At 60.6% G+C, this 15,783-nt stretch carries 13 protein-coding genes and 1 pseudogene; 6 read left to right on the top strand and 8 right to left on the bottom strand.

Features of this window, described 5'->3' with window-relative positions; genetic code table 11:
• From EN853_RS32390 to EN853_RS32360, 7 genes are all read right to left on the bottom strand, one after another.
• The coding region (locus EN853_RS32390; protein WP_135857307.1) for a formate--tetrahydrofolate ligase at nucleotides 1–166 on the bottom strand (166 nt) is incomplete at its 3' end.
• A 44-nt stretch (nucleotides 167–210) separates the two neighbouring features.
• A complete protein-coding gene (locus EN853_RS32385; RefSeq protein WP_127862947.1) occupies nucleotides 211–1,110 on the bottom strand; it encodes a bifunctional methylenetetrahydrofolate dehydrogenase/methenyltetrahydrofolate cyclohydrolase in 900 nt (299 codons plus the stop codon).
• Between the two features lie 301 nt (nucleotides 1,111–1,411).
• Nucleotides 1,412–3,121 (bottom strand): APC family permease, encoded by a 1,710-nt coding sequence (locus EN853_RS32380; protein ID WP_127862946.1) that lies wholly within the window; start codon nucleotides 3,119–3,121, stop codon nucleotides 1,412–1,414.
• Nucleotides 3,122–3,247: 126 nt separating this feature from the next.
• Nucleotides 3,248–3,673, bottom strand: a complete 426-nt coding sequence (locus EN853_RS32375; protein WP_127862945.1) for a group II truncated hemoglobin — start codon at nucleotides 3,671–3,673, stop codon at nucleotides 3,248–3,250.
• Between the two features lie 5 nt (nucleotides 3,674–3,678).
• On the bottom strand, nucleotides 3,679–6,051 hold the full coding sequence (locus tag EN853_RS32370) for an aminomethyltransferase family protein (protein WP_127862944.1): 2,373 nt from the start codon (nucleotides 6,049–6,051) through the stop codon (nucleotides 3,679–3,681).
• Nucleotides 6,052–6,092: 41 nt separating this feature from the next.
• On the bottom strand, nucleotides 6,093–7,160 hold the full coding sequence (locus tag EN853_RS32365) for a GlxA family transcriptional regulator (RefSeq protein ID WP_127862943.1): 1,068 nt from the start codon (nucleotides 7,158–7,160) through the stop codon (nucleotides 6,093–6,095).
• Nucleotides 7,161–7,300: 140 nt separating this feature from the next.
• Entirely contained in the window at nucleotides 7,301–8,644 is a 1,344-nt protein-coding gene (locus tag EN853_RS32360; RefSeq protein WP_189343933.1) for an NAD(P)/FAD-dependent oxidoreductase, read from the bottom strand.
• A gap of 162 nt (nucleotides 8,645–8,806) precedes the next feature.
• On the opposite strand from EN853_RS32360, the gene EN853_RS32355 reads away from it, so the two are divergent.
• Nucleotides 8,807–10,102, top strand: a complete 1,296-nt coding sequence (locus tag EN853_RS32355; protein WP_126101797.1) for an ABC transporter substrate-binding protein — start codon at nucleotides 8,807–8,809, stop codon at nucleotides 10,100–10,102.
• A gap of 6 nt (nucleotides 10,103–10,108) precedes the next feature.
• On the opposite strand, the gene EN853_RS32350 is transcribed toward EN853_RS32355, so the two are convergent.
• Nucleotides 10,109–11,083 carry an FCD domain-containing protein gene (locus EN853_RS32350; RefSeq protein ID WP_210234826.1) on the bottom strand — a complete coding sequence of 325 codons (975 nt, stop codon included), beginning with the start codon at nucleotides 11,081–11,083 and terminating at the stop codon, nucleotides 10,109–10,111.
• A gap of 52 nt (nucleotides 11,084–11,135) precedes the next feature.
• Here EN853_RS32350 and EN853_RS32345 point away from each other — a divergent pair, with 52 nt between their 5' ends.
• The 5 genes and pseudogenes from EN853_RS32345 to EN853_RS32325 all read left to right on the top strand — a co-directional run.
• Nucleotides 11,136–12,269, top strand: a complete 1,134-nt coding sequence (locus EN853_RS32345) for an aminomethyltransferase family protein (RefSeq protein ID WP_127862941.1) — start codon at nucleotides 11,136–11,138, stop codon at nucleotides 12,267–12,269.
• A gap of 71 nt (nucleotides 12,270–12,340) precedes the next feature.
• Nucleotides 12,341–12,940, top strand: a complete 600-nt coding sequence (locus tag EN853_RS32340) for a dimethylamine monooxygenase subunit DmmA family protein (RefSeq protein WP_127862940.1) — start codon at nucleotides 12,341–12,343, stop codon at nucleotides 12,938–12,940.
• Nucleotides 12,937–13,902 carry a PDR/VanB family oxidoreductase gene (locus EN853_RS32335; RefSeq protein ID WP_127862939.1) on the top strand — a complete coding sequence of 322 codons (966 nt, stop codon included), beginning with the start codon at nucleotides 12,937–12,939 and terminating at the stop codon, nucleotides 13,900–13,902. Before EN853_RS32340 ends, EN853_RS32335 begins: the two co-directional genes overlap by 4 nt.
• Nucleotides 13,903–13,918: 16 nt before the next feature.
• Entirely contained in the window at nucleotides 13,919–14,959 is a 1,041-nt protein-coding gene (locus tag EN853_RS32330; RefSeq protein WP_127862938.1) for a DUF3445 domain-containing protein, read from the top strand.
• A gap of 574 nt (nucleotides 14,960–15,533) precedes the next feature.
• Nucleotides 15,534–15,783 (top strand): annotated as a pseudogene (locus tag EN853_RS32325) (serine--glyoxylate aminotransferase); the annotation flags it as partial.

Genomic DNA, 15,783 nt, shown 5'->3' with positions numbered 1-15,783 from the left:
CCTTGTTGCCCTTCACCGATTTGATGAACTCGGCCGAGACCTTCGCCTTGTCGTGGCCGTAAGGCAAAAGGTGCTCGTAGGGGATGCCGATCTTGGCGCCGATCTCCTGGATCGGTTTCTTCTTGGCTGCGCGAGCTATTTCAATGTCGGTTTTGAATTCGGCCATGGGTCTTTGCCTCGAGATCAGGTTGCGGGGAATGTGTGCTGTTTCTAGAACTGTGGCCTCGGCAGGTTGCTGGCGAGGTAGGCTGAGGTCAGCGTGTTGGCCATCAGAAGCGCGATCGTCATTGGCCCGACGCCGCCGGGCACGGGCGTGATCGAGCCGGCACGGTCCGCCGCCTCAGCGTAGGCGACGTCGCCGACCAGGCGGTTCTTGCCATTGCCCTTCTCCGGCGCAGCGATGCGGTTAATGCCCACGTCGATCACAGTGGTGCCTGGCTTCACCCACTCACCCCTGATCATTTCCGGCCGGCCCACGGCCGCCACGAGGATGTCGGCGCCACGACAAAGCTCGGGCAGATTCTTCGTCCGGCTATGAGCAACGGTTACGGTGGCGTTCGCGGCAAGCAGAAGGTTGGCCATCGGCTTGCCAACGATGTTGGAGCGGCCGACGACGACTGCGTTGAGACCGGAAAGATCCTTGCCATGCACGCGCTCGATCAGCAGCATCGAGCCGGCCGGTGTGCAGGGTACGAAAGCCGTCTCGAGCTCACCGGTGCCAAGCTTGCCGACATTGACAAAGTGGAACCCGTCGACGTCCTTCTCCGGCGCAATCGCCTGGATGACCTTGCCCGCATCGATGTGATCCGGAAGGGGCAGCTGCACCAGAATGCCATGGATCGTACGATCACGATTCAAGATATCGATAAGATCGATCAGGTAGGCTTCGCTGGTGTCCGCGGGCAGCGTATGTTGCAACGAATTGAAGCCGCATTCCTTCGCCGTACGCGACTTCGCAGCCACATAGACCTGGCTTGCCGGATCCTCCCCGACGATAATGACCGCAAGACCAGGCGTTACATTCTTCGAAACAGCCAGGTCGTTGCTCGCGCTTGTGACCTTTGCGATCACATCGGCGGCAACAGCCTTGCCATCGATCACTTCAGCCATCGCCGCTCTCCGCTCTTGAGAATGAAATACGGCGTCGCTTTACCGTCGAACGCCGAAAATCAAGTTGCAAAACCCTGCAATTATTCGGGCTGAAAGTCAACTATAAGGAAAGAAAAATTCATATGAAGAAAAATAAATTTTCGCCTGCCTCGATCAGTTGGTGGCAGCTACGCCAGGCCTTTCACCGATCAAAAAAAGAAGTCACCACCTGGCCTTGCAGGCGGTGACTAAGCAACCGCGGTTCAACGCGGCCGGGAGGAGGGGACGTTTCCCGGTTCAAAGATGATGAGGCTGTCGCCGATCACAGTACGAAGATCCGGTTGGCGATCAGCACCACGATAAGGCCAGCCGCCAGCGTCGCGTAAGGCAGGAGTCCGGCTTTCTTGGCTCTGAGATCGGTGGATTTCATGCCGAGATCGTCCAGCATGTGATCGGGGAACTTGCCGCCGTCCTGAATGTAGTGCCGGAAGCAGAATACCGGGAGGATCAGTGCCGCGGTTATCAGGCCGGCCCACAGCGCCATCGGATTCCAGACCTTGGCACCGGCACCCATGAAGATGGCGTTGACATAGGCGAAGATCGCCCCGATCCCCAGCAGCCAGGTCGGCGCCTTCCAGGGCCGCTCGATATGGCCGTTGTCGATGCGGTGGATCCAGCCGGCGTTGAGGTTGAGGAAGTTGAAGATGATGTAGCCGCAGTTGGACACCGCGAGGATGAAGAAGAAGCTCGTCGCGTCGGCCGAGGCGATGGCCAGCACGATAAGGTTGAAGCAAAGGTCGGTCCACATCGCCCGGGTAGGCGCGCCGTGCTCGTTGACGTGGCTCAGATAGCGCGGCAGCCAACCGTCGACGGAGCCCTGGTAGAGCGTGCGCGAGGAGCCGGCCATCGCTGTCATGATGCAGAGCACCAGCGCCAGGATCATCAGCATCACCAGCAGGCTGTGGATCAGGTTACCGCCGCCGACCATGCTGGCCAACGCATCAGCGACGCCCGAGCCATCGACGATTGGCGTCGCCAGCATGCCGTTCAAGCCCAACACGCCCTGGAAGGTGAACGGAACCAGGATGAACAGAAGCATGCAGAGCAGGCCGGAATAGAAGATCGCCTTGAAGGTGTCTGTGCCGGGGTTCTTGAACTCCGACGTGTAGCAGACGGCGGTCTCGAAGCCGTAGGTCGACCAGGCGGCGATGAACATGCCGCCGAGCGCCAGCGTCCAGCCAGCGATGTTCCAGGTGCCGGGATCAGGCGCATAGGCGGCGGCCAGCGGGACCAGCGGCGAGAAGTTCGCCCAGTCGATCTGGCCGGTGAAGATCGGCACGACACCGACGATCAGCATCGGGATGATGACGAGCAGGCCGATATACTTCTGCACACTGGCGGTGCCCAGGATGCCGCGATGCTGGATGGCGAAGATGATCAGCATCAGCACGGCGCCGATGAAGAAGGTCGCGTTCAATGAGAAGCTGACGGGCCCAAGCGTGTGGCTGAAGAGCGACCAGCTGCGGATCGCAGGCGTTGCGGCAGCTGTCACCGCCGTGATGGCGTCGGCCGCGCTCGTCCCGGCATGCGTCCCGATGTAGGCAATCACCTGCGGAGAGCTCTCGGTGAAGACCGGAACCGGCGCCAGCGCATTGAGGATGTAGGCGGCGGCGATGGAGCAGCCGAGCGACAGCACCGGCGACCAGGCGAACCAGTTGCACCACACCGACAATGGCGCGATGAACTTCGAATAACGCAGCCAGGCGGTCGCACCATAGACCGAGGCGCCGCCGGACTTGTTGGGAAACAGACCGGCGATTTCGGCGTACGTGAACGACTGCAGGAAACCCATGATCATGGACACGGTCCAGATCAGGAAGGCCAGCTTGCCAGTCGTTCCAGCAATGCCGCCGATCGAAAACAGAACGAGGGCGGGGACGCCGCTTGCCACCCAGAAGGCGCCTCGCCAGTCAATGCTCCTATGCAACTGCCCCGCGGCTTCCACCGCGTAAGTGTCAGATAAAGCGCTCATGGCCTTTTTTCCCATTGTTAGAGGTTGAGTGTTCCTGCGATCCGGCTTCCCTTTGCCGGTTATTCTGTTTCCTACCAGGCTTGTTTTTTTCATTTCAATAAAGGCTGTTGACGATCCTCCATATCGTCAGGCGCTTCCCACCCCCCATTCCCCTAGATCGTTGACCAGCGTCAGTGCGACACGGCGGAATGCCAGGCGCATCTTGTCTACCTGGGGGCCTGAAAGCCGCGTTTCGGTGATGGCTCGATCCATGAGAGCCAGCCAGTCCTCGGCGTCGGCCGCCGAGATCGGCACATGCGCGTGCATGAGACGGACGTCCATGTGCCCGTGTTTTTCCAGATAGTGACGACGCCCGCCGAGAAAGCCGCACAGAAAGTTGAACTGTTCCTCGCGGGCATGATTGACGCCGTGTCCGCGAAAATGCAGTCGCAGCAACGTCTCTCCGCGAGGATCGGTCTCGATCAGGTCGTAGAAGCAGTCGACCAGACCGCGCAAAGCCGTTTCGCCGCCGATCTGCGCAAGAAGAGTTTCCTTGGCTGCTGCTGGTTCCATATGCGTCAGGACTGTGGACGGGTTTTCTTGGGATCATAGTGCGATAGCGGGACGATCGTGGCCGGCAGCCGCTTCTGGTGGCCGTCGAGCTTGCCGATCTCGACCTGCGTGCCGACATCGGCATGGGCCACGTCGATGCGCGCCAACGCAATGTTCTTGCCGAGGATCGGCGAACGCATCGACGATGTGACCTCGCCGATCTGCGCGCGCCCAAGATGGATGCAGTCGCCATGGCCGACCGCGACGGCCCCTTCGATGTCAAGCCCGACCATCTTGCGCGATGGATGCTCCTTGCGCCGGATCAGCGCGTCGCGCCCGATGAAATCGTCGGCCTTGGACTTGAGCGGCACGGTGAAGCCGATGCCCGCCTCGAATGGGTCGGTCTGATCAGAGAAGTCATAGCCGGCGAAGATCAATCCGGCCTCGATCCGAACCATATCGAGGGCGGACAGGCCCATCGGCGTCAATCCGTGTGCCGGTCCCTCGGCCCAGATCGCGTCGAAGATCTCGCCCGCGTGCCTGGGGTGGCACCAGACCTCGTAGCCCAGCTCGCCCGTGTAGCCGGTCCGCGACAGCACGACAGGTAGGCCCTGGTCATCACCGATGCGGCCAACGGTGAAACGGAACCAGCCGAGTTCGGCGATCGACGGCTGATGCGGCGGCGTCCAGATCACCTTCTTCAGCAGCTCGCGGCTTTCCGGCCCTTGCACGGCAATGTTGTGCAGTTGGTCGGTGGAACTACGGACCAGGACGTTGAGGCCGAGCTTTTCCGCCTGTTCGCGCAGCCATATGCCCGAATACTCGTCGCCGCCGACCCATCGGAAATTGTCCTGACCAAGGCGGAACAACGTGCCGTCGTCAATCATTCCGCCATGCTCGTAGCACATGGCGGTATAAACGATCTGGCCGACCGCCAGCTTCTTCACGTCACGCGTCAGCGTGTACTGGAGCAGCGCTTCCGAATCCGGCCCCGTCACCTCGAACTTGCGCAGGGCAGAAAGGTCCATCAGCACCGACTTCTGCCGGCAAGCCCAGTACTCCTCGATCGGCCCGGCTTCTGCGTAGCTGTTGGCCAGCCAGTAGCCGCGATATTCCACGAAGTTGCGGGTCAGCTTGGACAGGCGGTCGTGAAACCCGGTTTCCTTGGTCATCTTCGGCTCCGAATCGGGAGTGGCGCGGATCGCCACGGCGCGTTGGAATTTCTCCGCCCCTGAATAGGTGCGCACATGGATGTCGGTCGGATTCCAGCCATTGGCCGCCGTCGTGTCGTCAGGGCAGGCGGAGTTGACGCAGACGAGGTCGGTCAGCGCCCGCAAGAGCACGTAGTCGCCCGGCCGCGACCACGGCTCGTCGGCATACATGACGCCATGCGCGTCGACCCCGGTGTTGAAGAAGAAGTTGGCCGCCATCCAGCCGCCGCGCGGACCGACGCCGTATGAGCCGAGCGCCTTGTTGAAGTTTTCCGTGCAGTTGATATGGCCGGGATAGCCGATATCGTCGTAATATTTCGCATAGCACGCCAGCGAGAAGGCGTCGTGGCGACCGCAAGTGTCCTGCACGACCTCGACCAGCGGCAGGAAGTCCTGATCATAGTACTTCGAATGCAGGCCAGGCAGCGGATAGGCATGCCCCATCGCGCTGCGTGTGGCGGTGACGTCGAGCGCATGCTCCTTTCCGCTGTCCAATTTGCGTGCCGAGAAGCATTGGAAATCGGTGCACTGGCGTCCGTCGACATCGATGATCTGAATGTAGTCCCCGGCTTTGACGAAATAGGCCTCCGCCGTCGATGAGTGCACGCGAAGCTCGAGAACCGGATCGGCAAGCGGATCTGGCAAATCCCGGGAGGTCTCACGCAAGCGAACCGTCGCGCGCCGCACGAGGACGCTCAGCGGCGTTGCAGTCTTCTGGTCGTCCGGCGCCATGTCGGTTCCCGGCGCGGCGATGACGAGCCAGCCGCCGCGCTGGACGGTCAGCTCGACTTGGGTCTTCGGTGGCGTTGTCGCTTCGAAGAAGCGAATCCCGCCCGCCGCGGCGAGGTCGATACCGCGGATCTCCAGCGCCGTGCGTAGCCGTTGCAGGCTGCGGTCCTGACTGATTAGCAGCGCCTTCAAACCCGCAGCATCCGAGTTCGGACCATGGCCGACCATGCCGGCGTCAATGCGGCCCGATGCGTCGGCCACGACGACCTCGCAGATTTGGCCGCCCTCATCATTCGTTATGGTGATGCTGTCGCCTGCCGCAATGTCGATCAACATCGCTCCGGCGCCGCTGACGATGTAGCGCTCGGTGCCGGCCGGTAAGGCCAATCCTGCGGGACGGATGATGCGGCTCGCCTGCGGCGGTCCACCGCGGACGGGAGGGTAGATTGTGTTTAGCATCGGTTCCTCCTCGCTGAGCTGGGCCTCAGCTGCTTCGTCGGCTACGCGGTCATCGACAACCTGTGTTGGGATACATCTGTGCAGTTCAGGCCCAGCAGCGCCGGGTCCATCAGGTCGGCGTGCCCGTCCTCTCGGGCGGCCAGTCGTGTCTGATGCGGAGCGCATCCGTAGGCTTCGCGATAGACCTTGGAAAAGTGCGACGGCGAGATAAAACCGCAAGCCACTGCAACTTCCACGACTGGCAAGTTGGTGCTCACAAGAAGCAGCTGCGCGCGTTCCAGACGCAGCTCCATGTAGTATCGGTTCGGTGAGCGCCCCAACTCTCTGTCGAAAAGCCTTTCGATCTGTCGGCGCGATATTCCGCTTAACGCGACAAGATCGTCGACCGGCATAGGATCGTCCAAGCTTGCCTCCATCAGGCCAATGACCTTCATCACTGCCTTGTGGTTGAGCTTGACACGAGAATGGAGCGGCAGGCGCTGTCGCTCCCCGGCTGAACGCATTCGGTACGCGATGGCTTTTTCGCAGACGCGGTTGACGACGACTGAGCCATGGTCGCGTTCCACCAAGTTCAGGAACATGTCGAAAGGTGCATCCCCACCCGAACAGGTATGCAGATCTCCATCATGTTCAAAAGCCGTCTGGTTGGACTCTATCCCCGGGAACTGCTCGCAAAATAAAGGAAGCTGCTCCCAGTGAACGGCGCACCGACGCCCGTCCGCCAATCCAGCCCGCGCGACAACGACGGTGCCACTGCCAATGCAAACGAGGGGAATACGGCGCATGCGACATTCCCTTAGCCAGGCATCGAGCTGCCTGTTTGGGCGGGGGATGCCGCTGCCGCCGCAAATCACCGCGGCTGACGTTGAGTTTGACTTTTGGGTTCTCTCGCGTTCAGCTCTCAACGTGGAGTCGATGCCGACGGTCATTCGGCAACTCGACATCACGGGTTGCCCGTCTTCAGATATGACTTGCCAGCTGTAGACGTTTTTCCCGATTGCTTCGTTGGCTAACCGCAGCACTTCGACCGCGCAAGAGAACGCCTGAAGCGAGAAGCCAGGCAAGAGGTAGAAACTGAACGACCTATGTGCGGTCTGTGTAGTCAGCATCCCGGCTCCTCCTTATTTTTGCCCTGTTCAGCGTGTGCTGACCAGGGCCCGTCTCGTCATCTGCCTGGAACTGCTCTCAATGCGGCAAGGGGAAGTGAACGGTCCGCAGGGCTTCTGGAAAAGTCGCTGGGCAACGAAGCTCAGTTGCGCAGATAACTCTGCATTGTGTCGTCCAGCGCGTCTTTCCACGGCGTGTGATGCTGCGGCGCCATGGTACCGGTCATGACCGATTTGTAGCTGTTGTTGCGGAAGCCCATGATGTCCTTGGCCTTATGCTTCTTCCATTGGAAGAAAGCTTCGTCGGCACCGTCGACATCAAAGCTTGGATAGTCGGTCTCGGCGATCAGCTCCTTGATATAGCTGCCCTGGTAGCGGATCGCGTCATAGCTGTCCTCTCCCGCATCCTCGGCCGCCACCCGCTTCTCGACGTCGGCAATCAGCTCGTCCTTGGATGCAGGCAGCTTGATCCTGCCGAGGATAACGTCGCGCGCCCACCAGGCCTGCGCATCGAACATATTGAAGGTATACCACTGGTCCTGCATGCCGAGATAAAACAGCGCCGGATTGTGGACGTAGACGACACCCTTGTAGAGGTCAGCCGTGGCCAACCTGTTCGCGGTGCGCAGCCGCAAGTCGTCCGACATGAACGGGAAATGGTGCTTGTAGCCGGTACACAGGATGATCGCGTTGACGGTCGCCGTCGAGCCATCCTTGAAGGTTGCGACGTTACCTTCGACCTTGGTCAGCAGGGGCACCTCTTTCCAGTTGGCCGGCCATTTGAAGCCCATGGCCTCCGTCCGGTGGCTGACCGTGACGGACTTGCAACCGTACTTCCAGCACTGGGAGCCGATATCCTCGGCCGAGTAGCTGGTTCCGATGATCAGTATGTCCTGACCGACAAATTCTCGTGCATCGCGGAAGTCGTGAGCATGGAGGATACGGCCATTGAATGTCTCGAATCCGGGGAATTCCGGCACGTTCGGAGTCGAGAAATGCCCCGACGCGACGATCACGTGGTCGAACTCTTCCGAGTAGGATCGGTCATTGGGAAGATCGTGCACACGCACGGTGAACTTGCGGGTCTCAGCGCTCCAGGTCACATACCTGACAACGGTAGAAAAACGGATCCACGGGCGGACGCCAGCCTTCGTCACGCGCCCTTCGATGTAGTCAAACAACACGGCCCGGGGCGGATAGGAGGCAATCTGCTTGCCGAAGTGCTCCTCGAAGGAGTAGTCGGCGAACTCGAGGCCCTCCTTCGGGCCGTTGGACCAGAGATAGCGATACATCGAGCCATGCACCGGCTCGCCAAATTCGTCCAGGCCCGTGCGCCAGGTGTAGTTCCACAACCCTCCCCAATTCCTCTGCTTTTCGAAGCAGACGATCTCGGGAATCTCGGCGCCCTTCTGCGCCGCGGACGCAAAGGCGCGCAACTGAGCCAAGCCGGACGGGCCGGCACCGATGACGGCAATCCGTTTCTTCATCATGATTCTCCCATTGGTCTGAACCGGTTTTTGCTGGATTGGTTCTTTTGGTTCAAACCAGTTATGATCGAAACGGCAAACTTGTCAACTAATATTCATGGAAGGAAAATGAATTTGCACCGGAATTGGCCTCGGTCTATGAACGGTCGGTGAGGAGCGCCCATGAACGCCGCCAGCCTAGTGCAACGACTTGCAGTGAACGCCCAGGTCAAACGGCTGGGCGTCGGCGCACAACGAGTAGTCAAAGTAGGCTTTCTCGGGCCGCTCAGCGGGCCTGTCAGCTCTTGGGGGCTGCCGGGACTGAACGGCTGCCGCATCTGGGTGGACTGGATCAATCGCACTGGCGGAATGCTGATTGGCGGGACGCGGCACAACGTCCAACTATTGGCCGAGGACTGCGGCTATGAACCCGATCGGGCAGCGGTAGGGGCTCGGCGCCTCGTGCAGGATCACGGGGTAGGGCTGCTGATGATGCACGGAGGCGACACGTTTCGTCCGGTCCAGAACTATCTCATGTCGCGCAAGATCCTGACCTCGACGCTGCTGCCGAGCGATCTTTCGCCCGACACGCCATACCTGATCGCGCCCAGCGAGATCCACCCCCTCTACAACGTCACGGCAGTCGAATGGCTTGGACGCAACCGCCCCGACCTGCGCCGCGTGGCGATGTGCAGCCAGACGGATGCGCTGGGCCTGCCTTCGCTGGCTACCTATCGCGCCGCCTTTGCGGCCGAGGGGATCGCGTCGGTGGGCGAGATCCGCTACGCGCCGGAGGCCACGAACGCCGACGAAATCCTGCGCGCAATGCTGGCCGGCAATCCCGACATTTTGTGTTGGTGCACGAGCTATGAGCCAATGGTTCACGCGCTGACCGAGGCTGCTTTCCGGTCGGGATTCCGGGGGCAGATCATTTCTTGTACTGCCGACTATTATCGGCGGCTGGTCGACCGGACATCGATCGATTTCATGGAGGGCTTTCTGTTCCAGTTCCCGGACTTCGACGATCCGGAGCTTCGCGACAAGGCCTTCTTCTTCAATCGTCCAGCCGAGTTCTTCGCGGAGTACAACCGGCGTTTCCCGGACAGCTGGAGCGCGGTTTCCTGGGAATACGTTGCCACGCTCGACCTTTGGCATGCGGCGGTCGAGAAAGCTGGAACGGCAGCGCCCGTCTCCGTTCTCGCAGCGATGAAGCATGGCGGGCTCGGCGAACATGCGTTCGGGATGGCGCAATGGGCGGGCTCGGAACTATTCGGGAATGACAATGCCCTGATCGGCGACTGGCCGGTCGTACGCATTACGAATGGCCAGGCGCGTATTGTAGCCTTTGGATCGGTCCCGGCCTGGCTGCAGAGGCACGGCGCCCGGTTGCGCGACGAAATGCGCGCGCTTGGGCTGATGTGGGATCAGCGTCATTCCAGTGCCTCCGGAGAGCTGCGCATCGCTGCCGAATTGGACTGACCAGGCTCAGTCTTCCTGGAGAAGCAGCTTTTGTTCCTCAATCAATAGCAGCTTGGTGAATTCGACGGCACTCTCGATATCGCGGGCGATGATCGCGTTGAGCAGCGTGTTGTAGCGGCGCTGGTAGTCCTGTATTCGCCTGGGTGTCAGATGCCGCCGGTTGAGGGCGGCGCGGAAGCTCTGGCGGCGAGCCTGGAGCAACAGATCGTAGCATGACGTCAGCAGCGGATTTCCCGCGCCGCGGGCTACCTGACGGTGGAATTCGTCCTCGAGCCGGGCGAACTCCGCCGCTTCGGTTTGAACCGCTTCCATGGCGGACAAGGTCTCGCTCAGTCCCTCAATGGCGCGCGGCGACATGTTGATGATGGCGAGCCTCATCATGTCGGGTTCGATTATTCCGCGCATCACCAGGAGGTCGAGCGGGCTTGTCTCGGCAGCAATACCGCCGGTCGCGTCATCCGGGGCTGCCTGACCCTTCACGAAGCTGCCGCTCCCGGCACGCCGGCGTATGAAGCCATGCTTCTCGAGTATGTCCAGCGCTTCGCGAACCGTATTGCGGGCGACGCCAAGTTCACTGGCCAATGTCCGCTCCGAGGGCAGTCGCTCGTCAGTGGTGTATTGCTGAGAGCTTATTCGCGCCAGCAGCGTGTCCACCACGACACGAACCGTGGCGGTGATTGAATGGTCCGCGATCAGTGCCAAGGCAGCCTCATGTTTCGATGACATCTGCGACGTTCCTTTCGACATCCGAAAGTTCGCATCCATTTGCGATGGTTCTGGTTGGCCACGCAAGCCACGGCCGATGACCGCGCCCTTCTGGCGGTCGGGTGATTCTGATCGCCAATTCGGCGTTTCGGCGTCTGTTTCGCGCAAGTGTCTCGCTCTCGATTTCGGTTGGCCTTCGGTTCTTCCTTGCCGCGATGTCCGATCGGTCATTTTTGCTCTCAGGTAAAAAATTTTAACGGGGAGTATTGATTTCAAGAACCGGTTCTCGCAAACTGGTTCAATAATTGGTATAAAAAAGGGGAATGCAATGACCAATTCCTGGAGATTTTCCACGCTCGCCGATCGCCATCGCGCGCTAGGTTCGAAGCTTGAAGACTGGAGCGGCATGGGCACCGCCTGGCAGTATGCGGGCGACCCGGAGCGCGAATATCTGGCGATCCGCACCAAAGCCGGCCTCATGGACGTCTCCGGTTTGAAGAAAGTCCATTTGAACGGCCCCGCAGCGAGCCATATCATCGACCGCGCCACGACCCGCAACGCCGAGAAGATCATGCCCGGCCGTTCAGTATACGCGACCATGCTGAACGACGCCGGCAAGTTCATCGACGACTGCGTGATCTACCGCATGGGACCGAACAGCTGGATGGTCGTGCACGGCTCCGGCGGCGCCCACGAACAGCTTACCATGGCGGCTACCGGGCGCGACGTCGCCATCCGCTTCGATGACAATCTCCACGACCTGTCGCTGCAGGGGCCGCTCGCTGTCGACTACCTGCAAAAGCATGTGGAAGGCATTCGGAACCTGAACTACTTCAGCCATATGCACACCTCGCTTTTCGGTCTGCCGGTGACGATTTCGCGCACTGGCTACACCGGCGAGCGCGGCTACGAAATCTTCTGCCGCGGTCAGGATGCTCCTGCGATCTGGGATCGGATCCTGGAGGAGGGCGCAAGCATGGGCATCATCCCCTGCCGGTTCACGACGCTCGATCTGCTGCGGGCCGAAAGCTATCTGCTGTTTTTCCCTTACGACAATTCGGAGAAGTATCCTTTTGAGAACGAAGGTCCCGGCGACACGCTGTGGGAGCTCGGGCTCGACTTCACCGTCTCGCCCGGCAAGGTGGGCTTCCGCGGGGCCGAGGAACATTATCGGCTGAAGGGCAAGGAGCGCTTCAAGATCTACGGCGTCAAGCTCGAAGGCACCACGCCGGCCGAGGAGGGCGCGCCGCTGTTCAAGGACGGCAAAAAGGTCGGCGTCGTGACGATGGGCATGTACTCCAGTCTCAACAAGCACAATATCGGCATTGCCCGCATGCCGGTGAACTGCGCGGTCGACGGAGTGAAGATGACCGTTCAGAATTCCACCGGTGAAATAACCTGCGTCGCCCACTCGATGCCATTCTTTGATGCGGAAAAGAAACGTCGCACCGCCAAGGGATAGGTCGCGGTGAGAGGTCGCAGACGGGATTCAAGCCCGCAAACCAACCAAAACGGAGCCGAGGGTTAAAGTCAGTGTTAGAAGGCTCGATTCTAAGCCGTCCCGTCTATGACGTGCTGGAGATACGGCCGGGCAGGCTGCATTTGATGGTCGCCGACGCCGAAGGGGCGGAAGCAATCCTCGATTTGGCTGCCTCTGCGGCCTCCGATTTCTTCGCTAGGGCCCACGTCATATACATTCCCAAAAGGGCCGGGGACAAGTTCGTTGCCAAGTTGGAGCAACTGGCCCCAGCCCAACTCTATGTCGGGCCAAGCTATGAGGCCGCGCTTCCACGGCTGAGGCGGGTGCTAGCCGGGGCGCATATGGGCCTGCAGGTCTATCTCGCGGGAACTGAAGGGCTGGTGGGACAGGCGATGTTCGAGGCCACGGAGGCCGGCATCCCGCATTCCGCCATCCAGAAAGAACATCGCGGCTCGACGGCGCGCCGTGTGCAGTGCGTGCATTGCAAGGGTATCACCGAAGACGTGACACACGATCCTTTCCAATGCGCCCATTGCGGGCTGCATCTGTTCGTGCGCGATCACTATTCGCGCCGCATCGCGGCCTTCCAGGGCGTGCGCGTCGATGCGGAAGACCCCGGCAATATTCCGGAATCGGTGGAGCGGTTCAGATGAGCGCAGGCGCCGCGAAAATACCCGTCAGGGTGGCTGAGGTCACGCCGGTCAACGAGCTCGTCACCCGGTTCAGGTTCGTGCGCCGTGATGGCGGCTTGATGCCTACTTTCTCGGGCGGCGCGCATACGGTCGTGGAGATGAACGACCAGGATCGCGTGCGCCGCAATCCCTACTCGATCATGAGCGATCCCGGCGACCGGGAGGGCTATTCGATCTCGATCCGCCGCGACGACAACGGAAGAGGCGGTTCGTTGTTCATGCACCGGCAGGTGAGGCCGGGGATGGAAATGGTCATCTCCAACCCGGTCAATCTCTTCGCCCTGGATTTGCGGGCGCGAAAGCACCTGTTGCTTGCCGGAGGCATCGGCATCACGCCGTTCCTGGCGCAGATCAAGCAACTAAGCGCCATGAACGGCAACTTCGAACTGCACTACTCCGTGCGGACCGCATCCCTTGGTTCCTACGCCGACGAGCTTGTGGCCAACTATCGCCCGCGCGTTCATCTTTACCACGACGACCGGGGCGAGCAGATCGACCTGCCGGCATTGCTCGACGGGCAGCCGCTCGGCACCCATGTCTATGTCTGCGGCCCCAAAGGTATGATCGCCTGGGTGCGCAAGACCGCGACTGCGCTCGGATGGCCGCGCGAGGCGGTGCATCACGAAGAATTCCTTGCACCTGCCTCGGGCAAGCCCTTCGAGGTCATGCTGGCGCGCTCAAATAAGACGATTCAGGTCGGCGAGCACCAAAGCCTGCTCGAAGCGATCGAAGCAGCCGGCGTCGAGGCGCCATATCTGTGCCGCGGCGGAGCCTGCGGTCAGTGCGAGACGGACGTCCTCGAGTATGAGGGAACGTTCCTGCACAAGGACCATTGGCTGACGCCGGCGCAATGTGCCGGCGGCACCAAGATCATGCCTTGCGTATCACGCTTCGAAGGCAAGACACTGGTGTTGGATCGATAGCGAGGAGGACGCTGCGATGACTGTCATCTTCAAGGAAGAAACCTTTCACGACGATTTCACCTTCCGCAACTCGCCGGAGGCGGTCAAGCGCTTCCCTTTCCCGTTCCCCGAGGACAGCTACATGTACTCGGTGAATCTGGAGCCGCATAAATCATACCGTCCGGGGAGCGTCTATGAGCGGACCTTCGACGTCGATGAGCACTACGTCTCGGAGATGCGCGACCGTGCCCGCGTTCTGGCCGAGGATCCGTTGCGCTGCCAGTCGCTGCCGCACATGACCTTGGCCGGATGGGACCTGCTCGAGCTGATCATGACCTCGAAGGCGGAGGAGTATCCAGAGCTTTTCGAGTTGCACCGCGACGGCGCCAAATGGCACTGGATCAACCGTCCGCTGGGCATCGAACAGAAATTCACCTTCCTCGATGAGACCACGTTGCCCTGTGGTCCGATGGAGTACATCACGCGGCAGACCCAGGGCGACTTTGCGGTGCTCGACCAGCGCGACGACAACCTGTGGATGGACGCCGGCATGGTGACGACCCAAGCCGACTGGAGCCTCGATTTCGACATCGGCATGAACTTCTTCGAGTGGCACGCCCCGGTGCCGAAAGCGCACGAGATGGGTATCTTCCAGCGCGCCCTGAAGTTCCTCCTGAACGTGCAGCAAGGCTCGCCGGCGCGGCGCCTGAACTGGACGATGACCGTCAATCCGCTGCTCGATACAAGCCCCGAAAACTATCACAAATGGGGCGTGATGAAGAAAGACCTGACGCTCGAGAACATGGGGCAAATGATGCATTTGCGCGTCGAGCTTCAGACCTTCTTCCGTCTCCCGCGCTCGAATGCCCTGGTGTTTCCGATCCGCTGCTACCTGATCAAGCTCGACGAACTGGTGACGGTGCCGAAATGGGCCAGGCGCTTCCATCGCGTCATCCGCGACCTGCCGACCGAGCTTGCGACCTACAAGGGCTTTGTCACCAATCGGCCCAAGATCGTGGAATGGCTGTCGCGATATGACGACGGCGCCCCGACGTCGCCGGGCATTTGGCCGGACTGAGCAAGCCGTGTCCGCTGGCGGCCCAAGCCACGAAAGCTGGTGAGCTCCCTGCTCCCATGAAGCCGCATGGTGTTTGCCACGCGGCTTCAAGCGCGACGCACTGAAACGGATCCAGCCGACGCGCTTCAAGTCTTTGATTTGATGCATGTCGTCTTCCCAAAACCGCTGCGCACTTTTGGGCGACATGCATTGACGACGTCCTGCGCATTCTCTGCCACGGAGATTGAGCCCGCCACTTTGGCTGGCCGTTTCCTGCTCCGGCCCCATTGGATGACCGCCACGTTGTCCGCCGAACCTGGCGCTGCAGTATGCAGTCGCAAGCTCGTGTCCGGGCCGCCAAAGAATGGTTTCGGTTCGCGCCGAACAGGCTTCCAGCGAAGATGGCCTGTCAGCGCCCAGGCAATGATTTCAAGGGTTCGTTTCAATTGCCTGGCGTTCATCATCCGGCCGGGTAGGCAAAAACCTATCCGGCCAACAGGTCATTTCTATCCGGGCAGGTGTTGTTGGTAGCCGGCCATCGATCGATGCTCCTTTCATGACAATCGCGGGTCAGCCGCTTATCGAGGAGGATTTCATGGCTGGGTTCACCCACCTTTTCATCCCAGGACCGACCAACATTCCCGAAGAGGTCCGGCAGGCCATGAACTTGCCGATGGAGGACATGCGCGCCGCCTCCTTCCCCAATCTCACGCTGCCGCTGTTCGAGGACATCAAGAAGGTATTCAAGAACGAGACCGGCCGCGTCTTCATCTATCCCTCGTCGGGCACCGGCGCCTGGGAAGCGGCGATGACCAACGTGCTCAGCCCCGGCGACCGGGTGCTGA

Source organism: Mesorhizobium sp. M1C.F.Ca.ET.210.01.1.1, from assembly GCF_004791585.1.
Taxonomy (GTDB): Bacteria; Pseudomonadota; Alphaproteobacteria; order Rhizobiales; family Rhizobiaceae; genus Mesorhizobium.
Note: the sequence above shows the minus strand (reverse complement) of the source record. Positions and strands in the feature narration are given on the sequence as shown.

Bases quoted from the DNA above. Each gene is read 5' to 3' on its own strand.
- EN853_RS32330 (WP_127862938.1), top strand. From the start codon at position 13,919: ATGACTGTCATCTTCAAGGAAGAAACCTTTCACGACGATTTCACCTTC.
- EN853_RS32360 (WP_189343933.1), bottom strand. From the start codon at position 8,644: ATGAAGAAACGGATTGCCGTCATCGGTGCCGGCCCGTCCGGCTTGGCT.
- EN853_RS32370 (WP_127862944.1), bottom strand. From the start codon at position 6,051: ATGCTAAACACAATCTACCCTCCCGTCCGCGGTGGACCGCCGCAGGCG.
- EN853_RS32385 (WP_127862947.1), bottom strand. From the start codon at position 1,110: ATGGCTGAAGTGATCGATGGCAAGGCTGTTGCCGCCGATGTGATCGCA.
- EN853_RS32375 (WP_127862945.1), bottom strand. From the start codon at position 3,673: ATGGAACCAGCAGCAGCCAAGGAAACTCTTCTTGCGCAGATCGGCGGC.
- EN853_RS32345 (WP_127862941.1), top strand. From the start codon at position 11,136: ATGACCAATTCCTGGAGATTTTCCACGCTCGCCGATCGCCATCGCGCG.
- EN853_RS32335 (WP_127862939.1), top strand. From the start codon at position 12,937: ATGAGCGCAGGCGCCGCGAAAATACCCGTCAGGGTGGCTGAGGTCACG.
- EN853_RS32380 (WP_127862946.1), bottom strand. From the start codon at position 3,121: ATGAGCGCTTTATCTGACACTTACGCGGTGGAAGCCGCGGGGCAGTTG.
- EN853_RS32365 (WP_127862943.1), bottom strand. From the start codon at position 7,160: ATGCTGACTACACAGACCGCACATAGGTCGTTCAGTTTCTACCTCTTG.
- EN853_RS32355 (WP_126101797.1), top strand. From the start codon at position 8,807: ATGAACGCCGCCAGCCTAGTGCAACGACTTGCAGTGAACGCCCAGGTC.